The organism is Streptomyces sp. ERV7 (genome assembly GCF_001653515.1).
In the GTDB taxonomy this organism is placed as follows: Bacteria; Actinomycetota; Actinomycetes; order Streptomycetales; family Streptomycetaceae; genus Streptomyces.
This window is the reverse complement of sequence record NZ_LYOY01000040.1, coordinates 301,389-322,710: the sequence shown is the minus strand read 5'-3', so window position 1 is coordinate 322,710 and position 21,322 is coordinate 301,389. Positions and strand designations below refer to the sequence as shown.

16 protein-coding genes are annotated in these 21,322 nt (G+C 69.9%); 9 read left to right on the top strand and 7 right to left on the bottom strand.

What is annotated here, in order from left to right; translation table 11 throughout:
• Nucleotides 1-80: 80 nt before the first annotated feature.
• Entirely contained in the window at nucleotides 81-1,910 is a 1,830-nt protein-coding gene (locus tag A8W25_RS15940; RefSeq protein ID WP_067162055.1) for an acyl-CoA dehydrogenase, read from the bottom strand.
• Nucleotides 1,911-2,032: 122 nt separating this feature from the next.
• Between A8W25_RS15940 and A8W25_RS15935 the strand changes: the two genes are divergently transcribed.
• From A8W25_RS15935 to A8W25_RS15915, 5 genes are all read left to right on the top strand, one after another.
• A complete protein-coding gene (locus A8W25_RS15935) occupies nucleotides 2,033-2,485 on the top strand; it encodes an SseB family protein (protein WP_067162054.1) in 453 nt (150 codons plus the stop codon).
• A 146-nt stretch (nucleotides 2,486-2,631) separates the two neighbouring features.
• A complete protein-coding gene (locus A8W25_RS15930) occupies nucleotides 2,632-3,588 on the top strand; it encodes a pirin family protein (RefSeq protein ID WP_067162052.1) in 957 nt (318 codons plus the stop codon).
• Between the two features lie 410 nt (nucleotides 3,589-3,998).
• Nucleotides 3,999-5,216 carry an NAD(P)/FAD-dependent oxidoreductase gene (locus tag A8W25_RS15925; protein ID WP_067162050.1) on the top strand — a complete coding sequence of 406 codons (1,218 nt, stop codon included), beginning with the start codon at nucleotides 3,999-4,001 and terminating at the stop codon, nucleotides 5,214-5,216.
• A gap of 29 nt (nucleotides 5,217-5,245) precedes the next feature.
• The gene (locus A8W25_RS15920) at nucleotides 5,246-6,199 is read left to right on the top strand and encodes a sigma-70 family RNA polymerase sigma factor (RefSeq protein WP_067162048.1); all 954 of its coding nucleotides are present in this window, start codon (nucleotides 5,246-5,248) and stop codon (nucleotides 6,197-6,199) included.
• A gap of 281 nt (nucleotides 6,200-6,480) precedes the next feature.
• The gene (locus A8W25_RS15915; RefSeq protein ID WP_067162046.1) at nucleotides 6,481-6,942 is read left to right on the top strand and encodes a pyridoxamine 5'-phosphate oxidase family protein; all 462 of its coding nucleotides are present in this window, start codon (nucleotides 6,481-6,483) and stop codon (nucleotides 6,940-6,942) included.
• Nucleotides 6,943-7,339: 397 nt separating this feature from the next.
• On the opposite strand, the gene A8W25_RS15910 is transcribed toward A8W25_RS15915, so the two are convergent.
• Both A8W25_RS15910 and A8W25_RS15905 read right to left on the bottom strand, forming a co-directional pair.
• Nucleotides 7,340-9,145 carry a S8 family serine peptidase gene (locus tag A8W25_RS15910; protein WP_079126120.1) on the bottom strand — a complete coding sequence of 602 codons (1,806 nt, stop codon included), beginning with the start codon at nucleotides 9,143-9,145 and terminating at the stop codon, nucleotides 7,340-7,342.
• 235 nt (nucleotides 9,146-9,380) lie between these two features.
• On the bottom strand, nucleotides 9,381-12,200 hold the full coding sequence (locus A8W25_RS15905) for a helix-turn-helix transcriptional regulator (RefSeq protein WP_158942574.1): 2,820 nt from the start codon (nucleotides 12,198-12,200) through the stop codon (nucleotides 9,381-9,383).
• Between the two features lie 267 nt (nucleotides 12,201-12,467).
• Between A8W25_RS15905 and A8W25_RS34920 the strand changes: the two genes are divergently transcribed.
• Both A8W25_RS34920 and A8W25_RS15895 read left to right on the top strand, forming a co-directional pair.
• Entirely contained in the window at nucleotides 12,468-12,662 is a 195-nt protein-coding gene (locus A8W25_RS34920) for a hypothetical protein (RefSeq protein ID WP_067162042.1), read from the top strand.
• A complete protein-coding gene (locus tag A8W25_RS15895; RefSeq protein ID WP_067162040.1) occupies nucleotides 12,659-14,116 on the top strand; it encodes an RNB domain-containing ribonuclease in 1,458 nt (485 codons plus the stop codon). Before A8W25_RS34920 ends, A8W25_RS15895 begins: the two co-directional genes overlap by 4 nt.
• A 78-nt stretch (nucleotides 14,117-14,194) precedes the next feature.
• Here the strand turns inward: A8W25_RS15895 and A8W25_RS15890 are convergent, their stop codons facing one another.
• Entirely contained in the window at nucleotides 14,195-15,052 is an 858-nt protein-coding gene (locus A8W25_RS15890; RefSeq protein ID WP_067162038.1) for an NAD(P)H-binding protein, read from the bottom strand.
• Between the two features lie 204 nt (nucleotides 15,053-15,256).
• Here A8W25_RS15890 and A8W25_RS15885 point away from each other — a divergent pair, with 204 nt between their 5' ends.
• Nucleotides 15,257-15,943: a TetR/AcrR family transcriptional regulator gene (locus tag A8W25_RS15885; protein ID WP_067164113.1), complete on the top strand. Its 687-nt coding sequence runs from the start codon at nucleotides 15,257-15,259 to the stop codon at nucleotides 15,941-15,943.
• A 442-nt stretch (nucleotides 15,944-16,385) separates the two neighbouring features.
• Nucleotides 16,386-17,060, top strand: coding sequence for a Pr6Pr family membrane protein (locus A8W25_RS15880; RefSeq protein WP_067162035.1), 675 nt, complete (start codon nucleotides 16,386-16,388; stop codon nucleotides 17,058-17,060).
• A 228-nt stretch (nucleotides 17,061-17,288) separates the two neighbouring features.
• On the opposite strand, the gene A8W25_RS15875 is transcribed toward A8W25_RS15880, so the two are convergent.
• The 3 genes from A8W25_RS15875 to abc-f form a co-directional block, all read right to left on the bottom strand.
• Entirely contained in the window at nucleotides 17,289-18,344 is a 1,056-nt protein-coding gene (locus tag A8W25_RS15875; RefSeq protein ID WP_067162033.1) for a hypothetical protein, read from the bottom strand.
• 219 nt (nucleotides 18,345-18,563) lie between these two features.
• A complete protein-coding gene (locus A8W25_RS15870) occupies nucleotides 18,564-18,974 on the bottom strand; it encodes a RidA family protein (protein ID WP_067162030.1) in 411 nt (136 codons plus the stop codon).
• 364 nt (nucleotides 18,975-19,338) lie between these two features.
• Entirely contained in the window at nucleotides 19,339-20,967 is a 1,629-nt protein-coding gene (gene abc-f, locus A8W25_RS15865; RefSeq protein WP_420708472.1) for a ribosomal protection-like ABC-F family protein, read from the bottom strand.
• Nucleotides 20,968-21,322: the final 355 nt, after the last annotated feature.

The window sequence follows — 21,322 nt, the reverse complement described above, 5'->3', positions numbered from 1 at the left end:
CCCGGGCGGGAAGCGGGCCCTTGGTCCGGCGGCCTCGAAGGAGATCGCCGGAGGCTCTCGGACGAGCGGTGACGCGTCGCTCAGAACGCGGCCTCGTCAAGCTCCATAAGGGAGTTGTCGACGGTCTCGGCCAGCGCGCGGGCGGCACCGACGCCCGGCAGGACGTTCGTGGCGAAGAACTTCGCGGCGGCGATCTTGCCGGTGTAGAAGGGGACGTCCTTGGCCGAGGCCGACGGCAGCTTCTCGGCGGCGACGGCCGCGCTCTTGAGGAGCAGGTAGCCGACGACGACGTCACCGGACGCCATCAGCAGGCGGGTGGTGTTGAGGCCCACCTTGTAGATGTTCTTGACGTCCTCACCGGTGGCGGTCAGGTCGGTGATCATCGTGCCGACGATCGCCTCCAGGTCCACCGCGGCCTTGGCCAGCGAGTCCAGCGCGCCGCCCAGCTCCTCGTGGCCCGACTGCTCGGCGAGGAACTTCTTGATCTCCTCGGAGAGGAGGTTGAGCGAGGCACCCTGGTCGCGGACGATCTTCCGGAAGAAGAAGTCCTGGCCCTGGATCGCCGTGGTGCCCTCGTAGAGGGTGTCGATCTTGGCGTCGCGGATGTACTGCTCGATCGGGTACTCCTGGAGGTACCCGGAGCCGCCGAAGGTCTGCAGCGACTCGTGCGAGAGCTTCTCGTACGACTTCTCCGAGCCGTAGCCCTTCACGATGGGCAGGAGGAGGTCGTTGAGGCCGACGAGCGCCTTGGCGTCCTCGCCCGCCGCCTCCTTGACCTGGATCGCGTCCTGGACGGCGGCGGTGTAGAGCACCAGGGAGCGCATGCCCTCGGCGTACGCCTTCTGCGTCATCAGGGAGCGGCGCACGTCCGGGTGGTGCGTGATCGTCACCTTGGGCGCGGTCTTGTCCATGAACTGCGAGAGGTCCGAGCCCTGGACGCGCTCCTTGGCGTACTCAAGGGCGTTCAGGTAACCCGTCGACAGCGTCGCGATCGCCTTCGTGCCGACCATCATGCGGGCGAACTCGATGATCATGAACATCTGGCGGATGCCGTCGTGCTTGTCGCCGATCAGCCAGCCCTTGGCGGGGTGCTGGTCGCCGAAGGTCATCTCGCACGTGTTGGACGCCTTGAGGCCCATCTTGTGCTCGACGTTCGTCGCGTACACGCCGTTGCGCTCGCCCAGCTCGCCGGTCTCCCAGTCGAAGTGGAACTTCGGGACGAGGAAGAGGGACAGGCCCTTGGTGCCGGGGCCGTGGCCCTCGGGGCGGGCCAGGACGTAGTGGAGGATGTTCTCCTCCATGTCGTGCTCACCGGAGGTGATGAAGCGCTTCACGCCCTCGATGTGCCAGGAGCCGTCGGGCTGCTCGACGGCCTTGGTGCGGCCGGCGCCGACGTCCGAGCCGGCGTCCGGCTCGGTCAGGACCATCGTGGAGCCCCAGCGCTTCTCGACGGCGATCTCGGCGACCTTCTTCTGCGCCTCGTTGCCCTCCTCGAAGAGGATGCCCGCGAAGGCGGGACCCGACGAGTACATCCAGACGGCCGGGTTCGCGCCGAGCAGCAGCTCCGCGTACGCCCAGATGAGGGAGCGCGGGGAAACGGTTCCGCCGATCTCCTCCGGCAGGCCCAGACGCCAGTACTCGCTGTCCATGAAGGCCTTGTAGGACTTCTTGAAGGACGCCGGGACCGGCGCGGTGTTGGTCTCCGGGTCGAACACCGGCGGGTTGCGGTCGGCGTCCGCGAAGGAGTCGGCCAGCTCGTTCTCGGCGAGACGCGCGATCTCGTCGAGGATGGTCTTGGCGGTGTCGACGTCCATCTCGGCGAACGGGCCGGTGCCGTACAGCTTGTCGCGTCCGAGGACCTCGAAGAGGTTGAACTCGATGTCGCGGAGATTCGACTTGTAGTGCCCCATGGCGACGGCTCCGTAAGCAGGATCGGTTACATCTCTACCAGCAAGTAGCTACGATGATGCTACCCGTCGGTAATAAGACGCAACCCCTCTGGGCCCATATGTGGCGCACTACTCTTGCGCCCATGTACGGCTACGACCAGAACCAGGGTGCTCAAGCGCAGTACGCCCAGCCGCAGCAGCCTTCCTACGGGGAGCAGCCGCTGTACCCCGAGCCGTCGCCGCCCTCGCTCGCGGACGCGGTGCGGGCGTTCACCACGGGCTCGCTCTCGGCCGAGGACTTCCAGCAGATCTTCGCGGGCTCGAAGGTCTACTGCCCGCGCGGGGACAACCCCGGCTTCCTGGCCCTGCACAACACCCAGCAGCCGGTGATCCCCATGTTCACCTCGCTGAAGGAGCTGCGCAGGTACGCGGGCAAGGAGTCCAAGTACTTCGTGATCACCGGCGCCGAGGTGATCGATCTGCTGCCGACCGGGTACGGCTTCGTCCTCGACATGGAGGGCGACCACCGGATGGTGTTCGACGCGAAGGCGGTCGAGCAGATGGTGGACTTCGCGATGCGGCGGATGTACGGCTGAGTCCACCGGGCCGTTTTCGGCCTACTTTCCGGGGGTGGGGCGCCCTCGGACCCCCTCTTTCACCCCTTCGGGAATCGGCACGCCTTGCCGACTGTTCACCATTCAACTACTTTGGATGCTGAGCATCCCGCGAGGAGGGCCGTCCCATGCCTGCTGTGACCGTCGAAAACCCGCTCACCCTGCCGCGAGTGGCCGCGCCGGAGGGTGCGGTGCCGCGTCCCGTGCTCGCCGTGTCCACGGCGCCGGGCGGCTTCGAGGGGGAGGGGTTCCCGGTGCGGCGCGCGTTCGCCGGGATCAACTACCAGTACCTGGACCCGTTCATCATGATGGACCAGATGGGTGAGGTGGAGTACGCGCCGGGCGAGCCCAAGGGCACGCCGTGGCACCCGCACCGCGGCTTCGAGACGGTGACGTACCTGATCGACGGCACCTTCGTGCACCAGGACAGCAACGGTGGCGGCGGCACGATCATGAACGGCGACACGCAGTGGATGACGGCGGGCTCCGGTCTGCTGCACATCGAGGCGCCGCCGGAGTCCCTGGTCACCTCGGGCGGCCTCTTCCACGGCCTCCAGCTGTGGGTGAACCTGCCCGCGGCCGACAAGATGATGGACCCGCGCTACCAGGACATCCGGGGCGGCCAGGTCCAGCTGCTGACGTCGCCGGACGGGGGCGCGCTGCTGCGGGTGATCGCGGGCGAGCTGGACGGCCACGAGGGCCCGGGCATCACCCACACCCCCATCACCATGATCCACGCGACGGTCCGCCCGGGGGCGGAGATCACGCTCCCCTGGCGGTCGGACTTCAACGGCCTGGCGTACGTGCTGGCCGGGCGCGGTTCGGTGGGTACGGGGCGGCGGCCGGTGCGGACGGGGCAGACGGCGGTGTTCGGGGACGGCGGGTCGCTGACGGTCCGGGCGGACGAGAAGCAGGACGGGAACACGCCGGACCTGGAGGTCGTGCTTCTCGGTGGCCGGCCCATCCGTGAGCCGATGGCGCACTACGGGCCGTTCGTGATGAACACGCGGGAGGAGCTCCAGCAGGCGTTCGACGACTTCCAGAAGGGCCGGCTGGGCACGATCCCGGCCGTCCACGGCATGTGAGCCCCACCCCGCCCCTTCACCTGGACACGGCGTGTGCTGCGGCCGCCGGACAGCGGAGTCCCGCGGCTGCGGCCGGCGGCGCACCGCCACACGCCGCAAGCGGCCGATTCGACGAATCCTCAGCATGCCGTCACTGGCCCACACATGGATCCCCCGGCCACGACTGCCACAGCGCAACTACCTCCTTCGGAGTCGCGAGTTGCCTGGGGCTCGGGTTGCCCGGGCGACGGTGATCGGTATCAGATCACCTGGTTCAGCTCGGGTCTGCTTCTGTGCTGCCTGGGCGTCGCGAGCGGCGTCGGCCGGCGCTCCCACCCATCCGTGATCCACATCACATGCGGGTCCTGTCAGGAATCGGGGCGCTGTCTCGCTCAACTCCCCGAGAGCAAGCGAACCGACAGGAGCAGCTCATGAAGCACCGCATCGTCATTCTCGGCGCCGGTTATGCCGGGTCCTACGCAGCTGGGACCCTGGCCCGTCGGCTGTCCGCTGCGGACACCGAGATCACCGTGGTCAACGCCGAGCCCGACTTCGTCCAGCGGCTGCGGCTGCACCAGCTCGCGGCCGGTCAGACGATCGAGGCTCCACAGCTCACCGAGGTCTTCGCGGGCACGGGGATAAGGCTGCGCCTGGCCCGCATCACCGCGGTCGACCCCGAGCGCCAGGTCGTCGCTGTGGCCGACGCTGAGGGCGGCGGCGAGGTCGGCTACGACACGCTGTTGTACGCGCTCGGCAGCCATGGCGCCGACGGCGGCGTCCCCGGCGTGGCCGAGTACGCCTTCGATATCGCCGCCCGGCCTGCGGCGCTGCGCCTGCGCGAGCGCCTGGACAGCCTGAGCCGGCGGGAGGGAGGCGGGAGGGTGCTGGTCGTCGGCGACGGGTTGACCGGTATCGAGACCGCCACCGAGATCGCCGAATCCCGGCCCGGGCTGTCGGTGACGCTGGTCGCCCGCGGCGAGTTGGGCGCGCGGCTTTCCGCCGGTGCCCGCGGCCACCTGCGCCAGGTCTGCGACCGGCTGGGCGTCACTGTCCTGGAGCACACCGTCGTCGAAGCCGTCGAAGCGGTGCGGGTGCTGTGCGCCGACGGCACCGCCCTGGCGTCCGACGCGACGGTGTGGACGGCCGGGTTCGCGGTCAGCCCCATCGCCGCCGTCGGCGGTCTTGAGGTCACTGAGAACGGTCGGATCGTCGTCGATCGCACCATGCGGTCGGTCTCGTATCCGAATGTCTACGCCGTCGGCGACAGCGCCTACGCCATCGGCGACAACGGCCGCCCGCTGCCGATGTCCTGCGCTTCGGCCGGATACACCGGCATGCGGGCCACGGCCGCGATCGTGGGACACCTGACCGGCCGCAAGATCCCGAACACCAAGCTGGAGTACCCGGGCAACCACATCAGCCTCGGGCGGCGGGACGGGATCCTGCAGATGGTCGACGACGAAGGCCGGGCAAAGCCGAAGTACATGGGCGGCCGGAAGGCGGCGCGGATCAAGGCGGGCATCCTCAAGATGTCGCTGTGGGCCAACTCGAACCCGACCTTCGGCCTGCCCAAGCGCAAGCACCACCTGACCACCGTGGCCGCCATGCCCGCCGTGCCGGATGCGTCCGCCGACAAGGCCGTCGCGTAGTCGATCAAGGTCCGCCTAGGGTTGCCCATATGGACAGCATCGCCGTCGACCGCTTCGACACCAGTCGCTTCGAGGCCAGCCGTCACCGGCTGGCCTCGCTGGCCTACCGCCTGCTGGGCTCCGCCGCCGATGCCGAAGACGCGGTGCAGGACGCGTTCTTGCACTGGCAGGCCGCGGACCGGCAGCGGATCAAGGTGCCGGAAGCGTGGCTGACCAAGGTCGTCACCAACCTGTGCCTGGACCGGCTCCGCTCGGCACAGGCCCGCCGCGAACGCACCGCCGGAGCCTGGCTTCCCGAACCGCTCCTCGACGGCGACCCGATGCTCGGCCCGGCCGCCACCTTCGAACAGCGCGAATCGGTCTCCCTGGCCTTGCTGACTCTCATGGAACGCCTCTCCCCCCTCGAACGTGCCGTCTACGTCCTGCGCGAAGCGTTCTCCTACAGTCACGCCGAGACCGCCGAGATCCTCGACATCACCGAGTCCGCGAGCCAGCAGCACCTCCACCGGGCCCGGTGCCGCATCACCGCCGCGCGCCGCGGCGGCAGCGAAGTCGATCCGGCAGCCGCCCGCAGAATCGTCGAGGAATTCCTCGCCGCCGCGGTCTCGGGCCGCACCGAACGGCTGGTGGCACTGCTCACCGACGACGCGACCGCGATCTCCGACGGCGCCGGCCTGGCCGAGAAGCTGCTGCGGTTCGACACCGCGCAGCGCATCGCCGCCGTCGTGCGGGCCGGCTTCAAACCCACCCCCGCCAAACGACGACTGGCCGGCGGCACGCCCGCCATCCACTACGCGCTCGTCAACGGCGCCCCCGCCGTCCTCTTCGTGGTCGGCGACCAGGTCGTCGGCTCCGTGACGTTCGACATCACAGGCGGCAAAATCGCCACCGTGCGCGGCATCGCCGCCCCCACCCGCCTCGCCCGCCTCACCGAAACCTGGAGACAGCACGAACCGGACACGCCCCTAGTCACCCAGTGGTAGCCCGACGCCGACCTGGCCAGGCTCCGTCACCACCGTCACCGCCCCTGCAAGATCATCGGCCTCAACCAGCCCAGCTCCCAGATCCACGAGAAGCTCAGCGGCGAACTCACCTGCGGCCACCAGTACTTCATCCCGTTTGCGGGGCCACCCGGACGCAATAGGGCCTGAGTCAGACTTGCTCCCCCCTTCGTTCCCCTCCACGTCAAACGTGGATGTCGGTCAATGGACGTAGGGCCACGGCCCCATGTGCTTTCCGATCTTGCTGACTAGCGTCGACGACTATGCAGAACACGAGAATCGTTCGTCGCGCGGTGGCCGAACGCAGGCGCGAGACGTTGAACCGCCTGGCCACGGAGCGGGACGTCTGGGTAGCGACAGCTCATCCCGATCATGGACCTCACCAGGTCCCTTTGTGGTTCGCATGGGACGGGCAAGCGGTATGGGTGTGCACGAGCGCGACGTCCGCGACGGTGCGGAACGTGCGCAAGGACCCGCGGGTGCGCCTGTCACTACCGGACACCTTCGATGTCGTGATGCTTCAAGGGGCAGCGCAATGCTTCACGGACCAGGACGTGCCGACGGACGCAGCGGACGCATTCGCCGGCAAGTTCGGCTGGGACCCGCGCACGGAGGACGGTCCCTTTGTTTATCTACGCGTAGCGCCGAAGATGGTACGCGCTTGGCATGGAGAGCCGGAGCTGACCGGCAGGGTCATCATGCGTGATGGTGCTTGGCTGGAGTAGTCGCTGCCCCCAGACGCTATGCCAGACCTCCCTCTCGGCGCGTGTCCCAACCTGGTCAACTTGGGAATGAAGCTCGGTGGAGAGGCTGACTCTGAGTGGACAGTGAGGGGGCGGCATGGGGTACACAGCCTTCCACCCCACGTGGGGGCGGCTGGATGCTTCGGTGAACGACTTGGGCTGTGGGCGGTCCTGGGAGGGGATTCACCGGGTCCGGCACGTCGTGCTGACGTGTCCGGAGTGCGGGGGCCGGGTCTTCGCCCGCGTCTCCCGGCCACGCGTACTCCCCTCGCTCACGATCGCCGGTACCCCGTCGAGGTCCCGGCCGACCGGGTCATCCTGCAATATGCCGCATACCGGGGTGCGGCCGGTGAAGACCGGCCGCACCCCGGGCGGGTGATCAGACGAAGCAGAGCGGCTGCTCGATGTGCTTGGTGCAGCGCACGGCACGGGTGCTGGTGCCGGCCTGGTTCTTGGCGTCCGTCACGGTGAGGGTGACGGTGTACTGCTGGGTGACGTTCGGATAGGTGTGCGAGGCGGTCTTGCCGGTGGCGCCGGTGCCGTCACCGAATGCCCACGCGTACGAGCTGACGGGCCCCTCGGCGTCGGAGGAGGCGCTGGCGTCGAAGGTACAAGTGCCTCGCTGGCAGCGGCTGGTGAAGGAGGCGGTGGGCGGCAGGTCACCGGCCTTGGCCAGGCGGCGGGTGGTGTTGGTCTTGCCGTCGTCGTCGGTGACGGTGAGGCGGACGCTGTAGTAGCCGGGGCGGGCGTAGGTGTGGGAAGTGGCCTTGCCGGTGCCGGTGGCACCGTCGCCGAACTCCCAGGCGTACGAGGTGATGGTCCCGTCGGCGTCCCGGGAAGCACCGGCGTCGAAGGAGCAGGCTGTGTCACTGGTGGAGCAGGTAGCCGTGAACGACGCGGTGGGCCTGCCCGGGTCAGGGGCGCCGGCCGGGTAGTCCGCGGTGGAGCTGACATCGAGAAGCGGCTCGGTGACGTTGTCGCCCGAGTCGTCGCGCCAGTTGGTGTTCGCCGTGTCGATGAGACGCTGGCGGACACCGAGCGCCCCGTCGCGGTTGGTGGCCCGGTTGCCGTTGGCGGTCAGCAGGGCGGCGGCTCCGGCGATGTGCGGGGCGGCCATGGACGTTCCGCTGAGAGTGGCGTATCCGCCGTCCTTGGAGGTGGAGTAGATACAGGTGCCGGGCGCGGCGATCTCCACCGTGGGCCCGAAGTTGCTGAAGTCGGCGAGCGTGTCGTCCTGGTCGCTGCGGCAGGTGGAGGAGGCTCCGCCGCCGGGGGCGCCGTTGAAGTCGGCCAGTGCCGAGACGGTGATGACGTCGGGGTGGTTGGCGGGGAAGAACGTCTTCGCGTCCTTGTGGTTGTTGCCTGCCGCGACGCTGAAGACCACGCCCTTGCCCACCGCGCTGGAGATGGCCTGGCTCAGGGCGTCGTTGTTGCAGTTCTCGCAGCCCAGGCTCATGTTGGCCACCTCGATCTCGTCGGCGTGGGCAGCCACCCAGTCCACACCGGCGGTCACACCGGAGAGCTGTCCGCTGCCGCTGGAGTCGAGGACCTTCACCGACCAGATACGCGCGCCGGGCGCCATCCCGACGACGCCGGTGCCGTTGTCGCGGGCCGCGGCTATTCCGGCGACATGGCTGCCGTGGCCGTGGTCGTCGGTGCCGCTGTTGTCCGTGCAGGTCGTGCTGTTGAGGCAGTTGGTACGGGAGACGACGTTGAGGTCCGGGTGCTGGGCGTCGACTCCGGTGTCGATGACGGCGATGTCCGCGTCGACGCTGTAGTCGTCCTTGCCGTTGATCCTCAGGTTGGGGTTGGCGGCCGCGTAGCTGCGCTGGATTCCGGTGGGCACCGTCTGGTCCGTGATGCGGACCGTGTGGTCCGGCTCCACGGAGCGAACCTGCGGGTCATGGCGCAGCGCCGCGGCGCCGGAGGGGGTCAGCACGGCCGAGAAGCCGCGCAGCGCGTGGCGGTAGACGTGGCCGACCGTGCCGCCGTGATCGCGTACGAAGCGGGAGGCGAGGGCGGCGGGATCGGCGGCTGCGGCGTTGTCGCGCAGCACGACGACGTACGACGACCGGCTCGCGGTGACGGCCGGCGACGGCGCCGCGGCCGCGGCGCCCGTGATCGGGTTGCCGACCATGAGCGCCAGTAGGCCCAGTCCGGCCAGCACTGTTCGGGGGATGCGCACGGGGGTCCTCCTTGAACGGGGAAGAGCGCGGGGTTCGCAGCGGGCTGTTGCGTTCCGCTTGCGGCCCTCACCGTGCGGGCGGATCGGTGCGGGGAACAATGCCGGGAATGCTGGGTGCGGGTACCCAATCAATGCCGTCGCGCCGCGCAGGACCCCGGGTGGGCCTGCTCGTCGCAGGCAGGCGAACGGCGGGGCGGTCCACTGCGGGCAGCCGTACCGGTTCCTTTGCGGCAGGTCAGTCCACGGCGGGCAGGCGAACCTGGTCGCGTGCGGTGCAGCCGAGTTTGCGCATGACGCCCGCGACATGCCGTTCGACCGTACGCGGTGACAGGAACAGCAGGTCGGCGATCTGCCGATTGGTGCGCCCCAGGGCGATCAGTCGGCACACCTCGCGCTCCCGGGGCGAAAGCCGGTCTCCGTATCCCCGGCGGCCAGGGCGGCCGCTCGGCGTCCCGCCGTGATCGCGCAGCAGACGGGTGCACCGGGCGGCCTCCCACGTCGCGCCCAGCGTGGTGAACAGCTGCGCCGCGTCGGCGAGTTGCCGCGCCGCTGTCGTACGGGCGGGGTCGACCGGGGCGGCGAGGCGGCATCGTGCGGCCGCTTCCAGCGCACGCGCCTGCTCGTACGGTCGCGACAGCGCGGCCAGTCGTGTCGCGGCTTCGGCGTGCAATCCCGCGGCCTCGTCGTGCCGCCCCGCCGCGGTGGCCGTCGCGCCCCGGCAGTGGGCGAGCATCGCCTGGCCGAAGGGGCAGTCCCGCGTGGCGATATCACGGGCGAACTCGTCGAGCAGCTGCCCCGCGCGCCGGAGCCCCCCGCCTCTCAGCATGGCCTCGACGGCGGCGTCGACGAGTTCACCGGCCCACGCCCACACCCCTTTGCCGCGTATCAGCGCGGTGGCCCTGGTGGCCTCGGCCAGGGCGACCGGCAGTTGGCCACGGACCAGGGCGAGCCGGATCCGGGTGGCCGCGCCGACGGTGAATTCCGGCCCGGTCCAGCCGCTGCCCGGCTGAAGGCCCGGAGCGCGCAGGAATTCCTCCGCCTCGTCCCACTCGCCCTGGGTGAGCGCGAGCTGAGCCAGCACCAGGAAGGCGTCGGCGGCGCCGAAGGGCGAGCGGGCGCCCTCCCCCAGGTGCTGGTGGGCGTCAGCGGCCAGCCCCGCCCACCGGCCGGTCGCCCATGCCAGGCGCAGCCCGGTGGCCGCCGCCAGATGACGGGCGTAGGTGGGCCCCGCGCAGCCGGCGAGGTCATCGGCCCGGGCGAGGAAGTCGGTGGCCGCCGCGTGGTGTCCCAGGCAGATCGCCGCGTCGGCGAGATTCACATAACCCCGCACCAGTTGCTGGCGCTCACTGGGAGTGGCGCCGTCCCGGGGCAGAGCGGCGGCGGCTTCCCACGCGCGGGGATCGCCGATCTCCATCAGGACGCTGGCGCGGTTCACCACGACGGCCGTGAGCAACGCCGGGTCACCACGCCCCGGCACCGTACGTTCGGCCTGCTCCAGCCACCACAGATGCTCGCGCAGAGCGCAGCTGCCCCAGTACGGCAGGGCAAGCGCCGACATGGCCCGCGCCGCCGGGGCAGGGCGCCGACGCAGCTCGCGGGCCGCCCGGATCAGCTCCACACGGCCCGTGTCCCCGTCACCGGCCTGGTTGCTCAGCAACAGCCCGAGGTGGAGCCGCAGTTCACCGCGGACGCCTTCGGGCAGCCGCTCGTCGGTGAGGATGGCGCGCAACAGCGCCACCGTCTCGACGTACGCCAGGCTCGTCAGCGCCAGGCGGCCCAGCCGCCCGGCCAGCGCCGCCCGGCTGCGGCGGGGCAGGGCGGGGTCGGCGAGCAGCCCTTGCAGGAGTTCGATCGCCTCGGCCGTGTCCCCGGCGCGCACCGCGCGCTCGGCCGCCCGTTCGGCGAAGCGGGCGGAGGCTGTCACATCACCCGCCGCGCGGGTGTGGAAGACCAACTCGTGGAGCGCCGCATCGCTTTCCTGCGACTCCAGCGCGCGGGCGATCGCACCGTGCCACCGGCGCCGGTCCACAGCCGGCAGCCCCGCGCCCACGGCCAGCCCCAGCACAGGCGGAGCAAAGGTGAACAAACCCCCGCCCGCCGGTGACATGACTCCCGCGTCGACCGCCCGCGACAGCCCGGCCTCCGCCGCGCCCACAGGCAGCGCGCACACCTGCGCCAGCAGGGAAACGGCCACCGGCCCACGGATCAGGGCGGCGACGGCCGTCAGCCTGCGGGCCCGCACCGGTAAGCGCGCCAGTCGCTCCACGGCCGCCGCGGCGATCACCTCCGGCATCCCTTTCCTGGACAGCGCCTGCCGTACGTCACCGTCCTCGGGGGTGAGGCGCGCGAGCACTTCCCCGACGAACAGGGGGACACCTCCGGTGAGTTGGTGCACGGACTCGGCCCACCTCTGGGGCGGCGGCGCCCCCGCGACCTCGGCCGCCCACGCCGCCACCTGGGACTGGGGCAAAGGCGCCGGCCGGAACTCGTGCACACCCCCCGAGACCGCCGACCCCAGCCGTGCCCCCAGCGGCGACGGCCCACCGTCCGGCGTGTACGTCAGGATGAGCGCCACTCCGTCCGTCGGCCGCTCCACCACGTAGCGCATCACCCGCCGCGACGGCGCGTCAGCGCACTCCACGTCCTCCAGGACCACCAGCACGGCCGGCTCACATCCCTGCCGCGCAGCGGCCGACCGTATCCGGCGCACCGCACCGACCAGCAGTCCTCTCACAGCCCTGCACACGCGGTACTCGTTCTCACCCGACCAGGACCGCTCGGCGGACTCCAGCGCACGCAGCGCCCCACCGGCCCGCTCCCGGTCACAGCCCGCCTCGACCAGGGCGTCGACGAGCTCACGCACCACGACGTACTGGCCGTCAGGCAGGCCCCGGCACCCCGCCGACACCGTCATTCCGGCCCGCTGCGAGGCGGCCACCACCCGCCGTACCAGCCAGGACTTCCCCATCCCCGGACCCGCGCCGACCAGCACCACCGCCGGAGGACGGGAAACCAGGGCGGAGAGCTCGGAGACCAGCGCTTCATCAAGGTTCACACCCGGCACGGGCACCTCCCACGCGGCAAGGGCGACCCAGTCCTTGTCCGGCCACGGACAGAAACGCAGAGCCCGCCCTGTACGTCAAGGTCCTCCACGCGAAAACCTCACGGGAAGTAGATGCCCCCCACGCATACGGTTTGACGGGTCCGGGAGCAGAGGTGGTAGTTGCGTGCCGGACCGGTCCATGGTCCGGCACGCGTACCAGGGGTGGGAAAACATGCAGGTAGAGAATCCGCAACCCGCTGAACCCCCAGGTCGCCGCCTGTGGTCCCCGCGCACGCGAAAGCCTGGCGGGACTCCGGTCCGGCCGAGCATCGCGACGGTGTCGCCGTGCTCGCGGACGGCGCCTACATCAACACCGGGCTGATCGTCCCGCACCGCAAGCGGCCCATGAACCTCCCCCACCCGGACCCGCTCACCGCGCCCGTCCGTGACCGCCGCCCTACGCTCGGGGCATGAGACGCCGCCCGATGCACATGTCCGACGAGGCCCTGGACCCCCTGCGCGCCGCGCTGGTGGAACTTCGGACGGAGCTGAAGGTCCCCCTCGCCTTCCCCAAGCGCGTACTCAAAGCGGCCGACAATGCCGCGGCCCAGCCGAACCTGCCCGACAAGGACGCCAGGGACCTGCCGTTGTTCACGATCGACCAGCGGACCTCGAAGGACCTCGACCAGGCCATGCACCTGGAGCGGCGGCCCGGCGGCGGCTACCGCGTGTACTACGCGATCGCGGACGTTGCGGCGTTCGTCAAGCCCGGCAGTCCGCTGGACGCCGAGGCGCACGACCGGATCGAGACTCTGTACTTCCCCGACCTCAAGGTGCCCCTGCACCCACCCGTCCTCTCCGAGGACGCGGCCAGCCTGCTGCCGAACCAGGTCCGCCCCGCCCTGCTGTGGCAGCACGACCTCGATGCCTACGGCAACGTCACCGACTCGTCCGTGAGCCGGGCCATGGTCCGCAGCCTGGTCCAGTACGACTACGCGGGCGCCCAGCAGGCCATCGACAACGGCTCGGCTGGGGAGTCCCTCGCCCTGCTGCGCGAGATCGGCAAGCTGCGAGAGGCCGTCGAGATCGCGCGCGGCGGCATCTCGGTGAACCTGCCGGACCAGGAGGTCACCACCCTCGAAGACGGATCGTTCCGGCTGAGCTACGTGGCGACGCTTCCGGTGGAGGGCTGGAACGAGCAGCTCTCCCTCATGACCGGCATGTCTGCGGCCCAGATCATGCTCGACACCGGTGCCGGGATCCTGCGGACCCAGAAGGAGCAGGCCGATCAGAACGTGGTCAAGCGCCTGCACGACATCGCGAAGGCCTTGGGAATCGTCTGGCGGCCCGGTATCTCGTACGCAACGCTGGTCCGCAACCTCGATCCCCACCAGCAGACCCACATGGCCTTCCTCAGCGAGGCCACCAGCATGCTGCTCAAGTCGGAGTACACCGTCTTCCGCGACGACCAGAAGCCGGCGTACACGATGCACGCGGCGATCGCGGCCCCGTACACCCATTGCACGGCTCCGCTGCGTCGCCTGGTCGACCGGTACACCGGTGAGCTGTGCGTGGCGGCGTGCTCGGACACAGCCCCGCCGAACTGGGTGCTCGACGCCCTGTACTGCATCCCGTGCGACATGGCACGGGGAAAGAGCGGCCCGGCGGACCGCCAGACCGTGGACCTGGCCGAGGCCGCGGCCCTCATGCACCGCGTGGGCGAGGTGTTCGACGCCGCGGTCATCGACACCGACGCCGAGCGGGGCAAGCCGCGCGAGGGCAAGGTGTTCCTGGCCGACCCCGCCGTGCTGGCCAAGGTCGAGTCGACCAACGGCCTGGAGCTCCAGCTCGGATCCAGCGTCAGGGCCACGCTCAAACGGGCGAACCCCTCCGCGGACGGGGACAAGGTCCTCTTCACCGTGCCCTAACAGCCTGGTGAACGGTTGGCTGTGGCGCGTCGGGGTGCGCGTTGTTGTCGGTGTTCACGACCCCCGCCAGCGAGGGGATCAGCGTATGGCGGCCTCCAGGATCTCGTGGACGGTCTTCGCGGGGTGGCCGATCGTGGCTTCCAGTGCGGGGTCGGTGACATTGAACTCGCCGTTGCGCGATGCGGCGAACATCGTCAAGGCGAACTCCGCAGCCGGACGCGGCATCCCACCGGCAACTGCTGCGGATGTCCATTCGCTGTCGTCCATCACGACTCGAGTGATGGTCCGGCCGGTGATACGGCTGAGAGTCTCCGCGACGTCGGCGAAGTCCAGCGTGTGGGGAGCTGTCAGCTGCGGCGTGTTCCCTTCGAGTGCCGCGTCTTCGGTCAGAGCGATCGCTGCGGCTTCCGCGAGGTCCTCATGGGCCGTCCAGGAGACCAGGCCGTCCTGCGGGACGGCCAACGTGCCGGTCTCCAGCGCCGCGCCGATGTAGGGGCCCAAAGCGGAGGCGTAGAACCCGTTGCGAAGGGCGATGCAGGGGACTCCTTGCCGCTGAAGGTGCTCCTCGGTGGCCGCGTGGACCCTCTGGGGAGGGAAGAGCGACGTGGGAGAGGCGGCCTGGTGGCTGGTGTACAAGATGCGCTCGGCACCCGCTTCCCGTGCGGCATCGATCGCGGCGGTGTTGGCGGTCAACGCGCCGCCGCCCCGGATGGCCGCGGAGACGACCAGGACGCGCTCGGCACCTTCGAAGGAGTACTTCAAACTGTCGGGTTCGGTGAAGTCCCCCGCCCGGACTCGTACTCCGCGCTCGGCAAGCTCGGCGGCCTTGCTCACATCGCGCACACTGACCCCGATGCCGGCGGGCGGTACCCGCTCCAGCAGGCGGTCGACGATCAGCGCCCCGAGGCGACCAGTGGCTCCCGTGACGATCAGCACGTACGGCTCCCATCTACTGATGCTTCCAACGGAACGCTAGATACGATATCAGCGATACTTCCAGTGGATCCAGCCGCTGTCTTCACACAAGGCCGGGAAGGCCGAGACAGAGTGGTGATCAGGGGCTTTGGGCCGATCCGCCAGCGGGGAGCGTGATATCGCCGATAACATCGGTTGTCTCTCGTGAGCGATACCATCGACACCATGGCATCGACCACGCAGCGACGAGACATCGCCCGGGACCGCATCGTGAAAGCCGCGGCCGACCTGCTGTGTGAGCAAGGGCCCGCTGCGGTCACCACGCGACGCGTCGCCCACGAGGCCGGGCTGCAACCGCCTGCCCTCTACCGCGTCTTCCAGGACAAGGACGACCTGCTGGATGCCGCCGCAGAGCACGTCTTCGCCCAACATGTGGCGAGCAAGCAGACCACCGCGCCCTCCGACGACCCTGTGGAAGACCTCCGCGCCGGATGGCACACGCAGATCAGCTTCGGGCTGGCCAACCCGTACGTCTACGGACTGATGCTCGACCCAGCTCGCGCTCGCGACACCCCGGCCCAGGCCAAGGGTGTGCGGATCCTTGCCGAGCGTGTGCACAGAATCGCTGCCGCCGGACGGCTGCGGGTGAGTGAGGAACACGCCGTCAACCTCATCCGCTCGGCGGGGGTCGGAACCGTCCACACCCTGCTGACCCTGCCACCGGAGCAAAGCGATCCGCGCCTGGCCGACGCCGCCTTCGACGCGATCGCTCGCGCCATCCTGGCAGATGAGCCTGCTGTGCCCACCCACGACCGGGCGGCCGTCGTCGCGGCTTTCCGCACCCTCGTGCCCGAACTTCCCAGTCTCAGCAAGGCTGAAGCCGCGCTTCTCGACGAGTGGCTGCAACGCTGAACCATCACCGTGCTGCGGCCCCCGGCCAAGGGCCACGTTTCGACCACCACTTGAGGTGGCCGGACCGAGGCACGCACTGCGCCGTGCCAGATGTCCGAACGCCTGGTGAGCGCGGTGACCCCGAAGGCCCTCGCGCCGCAAGAGCGGGCCTTCCGCCCCGACGGGCTACTGACGATCCGCTCCAGCCCTCGCACCTCGAACCCGAACCGTACGGCGGCATCGGTGGCCAAGCCCGCCCAAGAGCACTACGGCCGTCCGGCGACCGCGTCACGACGGACAGGCGTGATGCTCATCGGCTCGCGAAGCTGATCCGCCTGGACGATGTGCCCGGTGCGGGTGCCGGACGTGGGACAGGAGGCGGGGACGAGACCCTGGAGGCCACCAGACGGGGCCGGAGCGACGCAGAGGTTCCGCCGATCTACACACAAGTAACATCCAGGTCATGTCTCTAAGCACCAAGCCGGAAGGTTCGGCCAAAATAGGGCTGGCGCTGCTGGGCGTCGCGGCCCTCGCCACCTCGCTCAACCGGGCCACGCACACCGACGAGGGCGCAGCGAACTGGATCTCGTACTTCACCAATCTCTCCAACCTGCTCGGCGCCGCCGTCCTGCTGACCGGTGGGCTCGCCCTGTTGCGCGGCACCCGCCCCGTCCCCGACCTGTTGCGCGGTGCCGCCACCCTCTATCTGGTGATCACAGGAGCGGTGTACTGGACTCTGCTGGCCGGAACCATCGATGCGAACACGATCATCTGGGCCAACAACGTCGTGCACGGCGTCATGCCGGCCGTGTTCCTCGCCGACTGGCTACTGCGTCCTCCGCCGCGCCGCATCCCCTGGACCCGGTCTCTGCCCTGGCTGGCCTTCCCACTGCTCTACCTCGCCTACTCACTGCTGCGCGGGCCGCACGCCGGTTGGTACCCGTACGACTTCCTCGACCCCCGCGAGCCGGGAGGCTACGGGCACGTCGCGACCTGGTCGGTGATCATCACGCTGGCCTTCACGGGGATGGCGTCGCTGCTTGTCCTGTACGTCAACGCGCGCCACAGGAGGGGCGGAAGTGGCGGACCCGGCGCCAGCGAGCGCGAAGGCCGTGATCGGGACCCGATGACGGCCTGAGCGCGACCGGGCAGGCACGGGCGGCCGGCGTCCCGGTCATCGCTCCGCGTCCATGGCAAAGCCTGGCCGACCGAGCCACCCAGGCAGCAGCGGACGCGGCCCCCTCCCCCACGGCATGACTGAAGCCCCCGCCCCTGCTCGGCCGGCACCGCATCCGCGCGGGCACTGCCGTCAGGCAGCCGACGACGCTGCCGACAGCCGCTCTCAAGCGATCAGCCAGTCAGTCAGTCAGTCCAAGGAGAAACGCCTCTGTGCGGGCTGTGCGGAAGGAGCGGCCGGTCGGCCCCGGGCGGATTCCTCGGAATCGCTGTCGGATTCGAGCAGCATCCGCCCGGGCGTGCGCTGCTCGGGCGAACGGGCGGGACCGTCCGTGCCGGAGCCCGGTGATTCGTCACCCCTGACCCACTCCCCGCCGGAGTCGGAGTTGGCTGCGTTGGCGGCCTCCTGCGCCATGCGTTCGGACCTGGTGGGGCTCGGGTCGCCCGCGTACGCGTCCGCGACCCGCTCGCCCGCCCTCGGCTTGCCCTGCTTCTCGTTGCTCCGCTTGATGAAGTCCTGCAGGAGGTTGGGGCTCTCCAGCAACGGGAGCTCAAGGCCGGGAGCGCTCTTGCCGGTCGCGGCCTTGAAGGCGCCGCGTGCGAAGGAGACGCAGTTGTAGCGGAAGAGGTTGTACTTCTCGTTCTGGTGCTGCTCCACGTACTCCTTGAACTTGAGGACCTGTTCCTGCGTCAGGTCCGCCTCGAACGCGGATGTGGCCCCCTCGGGCAGGTCCCAGTTCCTCTTCACCACGCCGGGCACGGTGGTGAATGCCTCGCGGCGCCCATCGAGGGACCTGGACGGGAAGAAACCGTAGGACTTGTAGGAGGTGGAGCCACCCGCCTTGGTATAGAGGACGACCCAGGCGTGGCCGATGTCGTTGCCGTCCCAGTATTCGGCTTCGGTCATCCGGCGCTGCTTCTTGACCTGGATCTGAAGCCGGTAGGTGATGGCGTCCGACGGACCGGCCTCCGCCGTGTCGGCCTCGGCCCGCTGGACGGTCGGCGCGGTGGGAGCGCCAGGTGTGGATGCGGAGCGGCGGGCGGCGATGGCCTTGGCCAGTGCGCCATTGCCGGCGGCGCGCTGGATTACGTGCATCTCCGGCGCAGGCGGATGGGTCACATGGTTGGACAGGTCCTGGGCGGTCATGGCCAGGGCCGTTCCCACCGGACGCGAGGCCGTGGCCTCTCGCAGCACGGTGTGATGCGCGCGGGGTGTGCTGTCGGGTTTGCGTTCACGCTCGGGCATACCTGCTCCTGCTCATGACGCCGTTGACGTCTGCCTGCAGCCAATCCACCTGGAAATCCACTCCCAGTCGAGGGGCGCAGGGACAGAAAAGGGGGCAAGTGTGACTGTGGCGGGCTCCCCTGTTTCTTTACGGAGCCACGATCATCTGTACGCCCACAACCCGCACATGACCATCCTGGCGAAGCAGTTCGAGACTCTGTTCCAGGCGTCAGGCGCCGCTCAGTCGGGCAGCGCGACGGTGAGGTCCACCTCGACCAGCTGCCCAGTGAAGCCCAACTGCGCAACCCCCAAGAGCGTGCTGGCGGACGTGAACGCCGGTCCGAGGGCGGAAGCGGTAAGCCGGCTCCAGGCGATGCCCAGGTCCTCCCTGTCGTCGCTCCGCACGTAGATCACTGAACGCACCACGTGCTGCGGCTGGGCATTCACCGCCGCGAGAGCGGCGAGTGCGTTCGCGACGACCTGGTCGACTTGCGTCTCAAGGGCACCCGGACCAACGAGGGAGCCGCGCTGATCGAGCGGGCACTGCCCCGCCAGGTAAGCCGTTCGGCCAGCCTCCACAACGGTGATGTGGTGATAGCCCGGCGTCTCATGCAACTGGTCGGGGTTGAAGCGGGTGATCTTCGCTGTCATGCCACGAGTCTGACGAGCCTGCCGCAGAAACGCATCGCAATTTTCCACGGCACGACCAGCCGTCATGGCATGAGGCTGAAGAACACGCTGAGCGGGTCGGCCACCGGCCGGGTTTCTCCTGGAAGATCTCCTCGGCCCGGCGGTAGGAGAGCCGGGCCCGGTCGGTCTTCGGGCATACATCCGCCGTCGGTGTCCCGGCCGGGGCCCTTCGGCCGGTGAGGAACAGCGGGCCGCGGGGCGCTGGCCTATCAGGCGGGGCGGCAGCTGTGCGGCTCCGAACTGACGACTGCCGTGCAGCAGGGGCATCGCCCAATTTGCCGCGTCAGCCCGGAGCCGGTCTTCGACTGGTCAACGGGGGCGAGGGTCAGCTCCTGCGGCCGGCATGCAGTTCCAGTAGCTCGCCTTCGCAGCCGGCGCGGAAGTCGCGGTCGTGCGAGACCACGACCACGGCTCCCGGATACGCGCAGAGCGCCGCCAGCAGGTCTTCGGCAAGGTCGAGGGCGATGTGGTTGGTGGGCTCGTCCAGGACGAGGAGGTCAGCGGGGCGGGTCACCAGGCGGGCGATCTGCAGCCGCCGCCGCTGGCCCGCAGACAGCGCGGTGACCGGGACGTGCAGGTCCTGCTCATGGAACAGGCCCAGGGCCAGCAGCTGTTCGGTGTACTCGTCAGCCGGTCCGGGCCGCCCGGCGGCGTACGCGGCAAGCAGCGGGAGCCCCGTGGTGTGCGTGGGCAGTTCCTGTGCGAGGTAGCCGATGCGGGCGGGGCGGCGCGCGGTACCTTCGTCGGGCTCCAGGTCGCCTGCGATGAGGCGCAGGAGTGTCGTCTTGCCCGCGCCGTTGTCACCGGTGACCAGCAGCCGCTGGCCGGTCGCGAGGGTGAGGCGCCCGGCCAGGTGCAGCCGCTCGCCGACACTGACGTCCTCGAACTCGGCGAGGGGGCCCGCGGCGGGGCCGTCCGCCGCCGAAAAGGCTGCCGTGAAGTGGAGCGGTGCCGGTGGTTCGGCTACCGGGTGGCGTCGCAGCTGGGCCAGGGCCTGGCGGGCGGAGCGCACCTGCCCGCCGAGCTTGGCCTCGCTGGAGCGGCGGTGCTTGCCAAAGCCCTGCTTGGGGTCGTGACCGGTGGCGGCCAGACGCCGTCCCGCGGCTTCCAGCAGGGCCTGCATGGAGGCCACCTCCTCGGCCCAGTCCGCGTAGCGCTGTGCCGCGCCGCGCCGGGCGGCGGCCTTCGCGGCCTGGTAGCCGGCCCAGCCGTCGCCGTACCGGTGCACGGTGCGTTCGTCGCGGTCGACCTCCAGGATGGTGGTGGCGATGCGTTCCAGGAAGCCGCGGTCATGGGTGACCGCGACGACGGTGCCGCGGTGTGCGCGCAGGTGGTCCTCCAGCCAGCGCACGGCCGTCGCATCCAGGTGGTTCGTCGGTTCGTCCAGAAGCAGGAGTTCGGGAGCGGCGGCCAGGACGCAGGCGAGGGCGAGCCGGGACTGCTCGCCGCCGGACAGGGAGCCGAGCAGGCGGTCACGGGTGATCGCGGCCAGCCCGAGTCCGTGCATCGCGGCATCCACCCGGGCGTCGGCCTCGTACCCGCCGCGCTCCTCGTACGCGGTCAGCAGGTCGCCGTAGGCGGCGAGTTCGCCGTCCGTCGCCTCGCCGAGACTCTCCTCGGCCTCCCGCAACCGGGCTTCTATGGACCGCAGATCGGCGAGAGCGTGGTCGATGGCGTCCTGCACGGTGCAGTGCGCGCCAAGAACGAGGGTTTGGGCGAGGTGGCCGGTTCCGCCGGGGAAGCTGACAGTGATCTGCCCGGTGTCCGGCGTCTCGGCTGCGGCGAGCAGACGCAGCAGGGTGGACTTGCCGGAGCCGTTCTCGCCGATAACGGCCGCCTTCTCACCCGGGCGGATGGTGAAGGACACCAGGTCGAGGATGGTGCGGGTGCCATAGGACTTGGTGACGTCCTTGACGGACAGCTGCGCCACGACGGCGGGGGCAGCGGTGGGCATGGCGGTATGGGCGCGGTCGCGCATGTGACTTTCCCTGGGCGTACGAAGGGTCTACGGGCAGCAGAAACGGCGGCATCGGCCGTGCCCGGACTCAGACGAAGAAGTAGAGAAAAGCCATGAACCCACCTTAGCAAGACGGACCGTCTCGCTTCAAGACGGGCCCGCCGCCACGATGCCGACAACAGTCCTCGGCACAGCAACTCCCTGCCGGCAAAGGCCCACCCGGCCCCTCGCACAAGCGGGCACTCACCCGCCGGAGGGACCAGATGGCACGTCGAGCCGGGCTGCGCGGGCGCGACCAGATGCGGCAAGATCCCGCGGCGCCCGTCCGCCACGCGACCGCGAACCGCTCCAC

Bases quoted from the DNA above. Each gene is read 5' to 3' on its own strand.
- A8W25_RS15940 (WP_067162055.1), bottom strand. From the start codon at position 1,910: ATGGGGCACTACAAGTCGAATCTCCGCGACATCGAGTTCAACCTCTTC.
- A8W25_RS15935 (WP_067162054.1), top strand. From the start codon at position 2,033: ATGTACGGCTACGACCAGAACCAGGGTGCTCAAGCGCAGTACGCCCAG.
- A8W25_RS15930 (WP_067162052.1), top strand. From the start codon at position 2,632: ATGCCTGCTGTGACCGTCGAAAACCCGCTCACCCTGCCGCGAGTGGCC.
- A8W25_RS15925 (WP_067162050.1), top strand. From the start codon at position 3,999: ATGAAGCACCGCATCGTCATTCTCGGCGCCGGTTATGCCGGGTCCTAC.
- A8W25_RS15920 (WP_067162048.1), top strand. From the start codon at position 5,246: ATGGACAGCATCGCCGTCGACCGCTTCGACACCAGTCGCTTCGAGGCC.
- A8W25_RS15915 (WP_067162046.1), top strand. From the start codon at position 6,481: ATGCAGAACACGAGAATCGTTCGTCGCGCGGTGGCCGAACGCAGGCGC.
- A8W25_RS15895 (WP_067162040.1), top strand. From the start codon at position 12,659: ATGAGACGCCGCCCGATGCACATGTCCGACGAGGCCCTGGACCCCCTG.
- A8W25_RS15885 (WP_067164113.1), top strand. From the start codon at position 15,257: ATGGCATCGACCACGCAGCGACGAGACATCGCCCGGGACCGCATCGTG.
- A8W25_RS15880 (WP_067162035.1), top strand. From the start codon at position 16,386: ATGTCTCTAAGCACCAAGCCGGAAGGTTCGGCCAAAATAGGGCTGGCG.
- A8W25_RS15875 (WP_067162033.1), bottom strand. From the start codon at position 18,344: ATGCCCGAGCGTGAACGCAAACCCGACAGCACACCCCGCGCGCATCAC.
- A8W25_RS15870 (WP_067162030.1), bottom strand. From the start codon at position 18,974: ATGACAGCGAAGATCACCCGCTTCAACCCCGACCAGTTGCATGAGACG.
- abc-f (WP_420708472.1), bottom strand. From the start codon at position 20,967: ATGCCCACCGCTGCCCCCGCCGTCGTGGCGCAGCTGTCCGTCAAGGAC.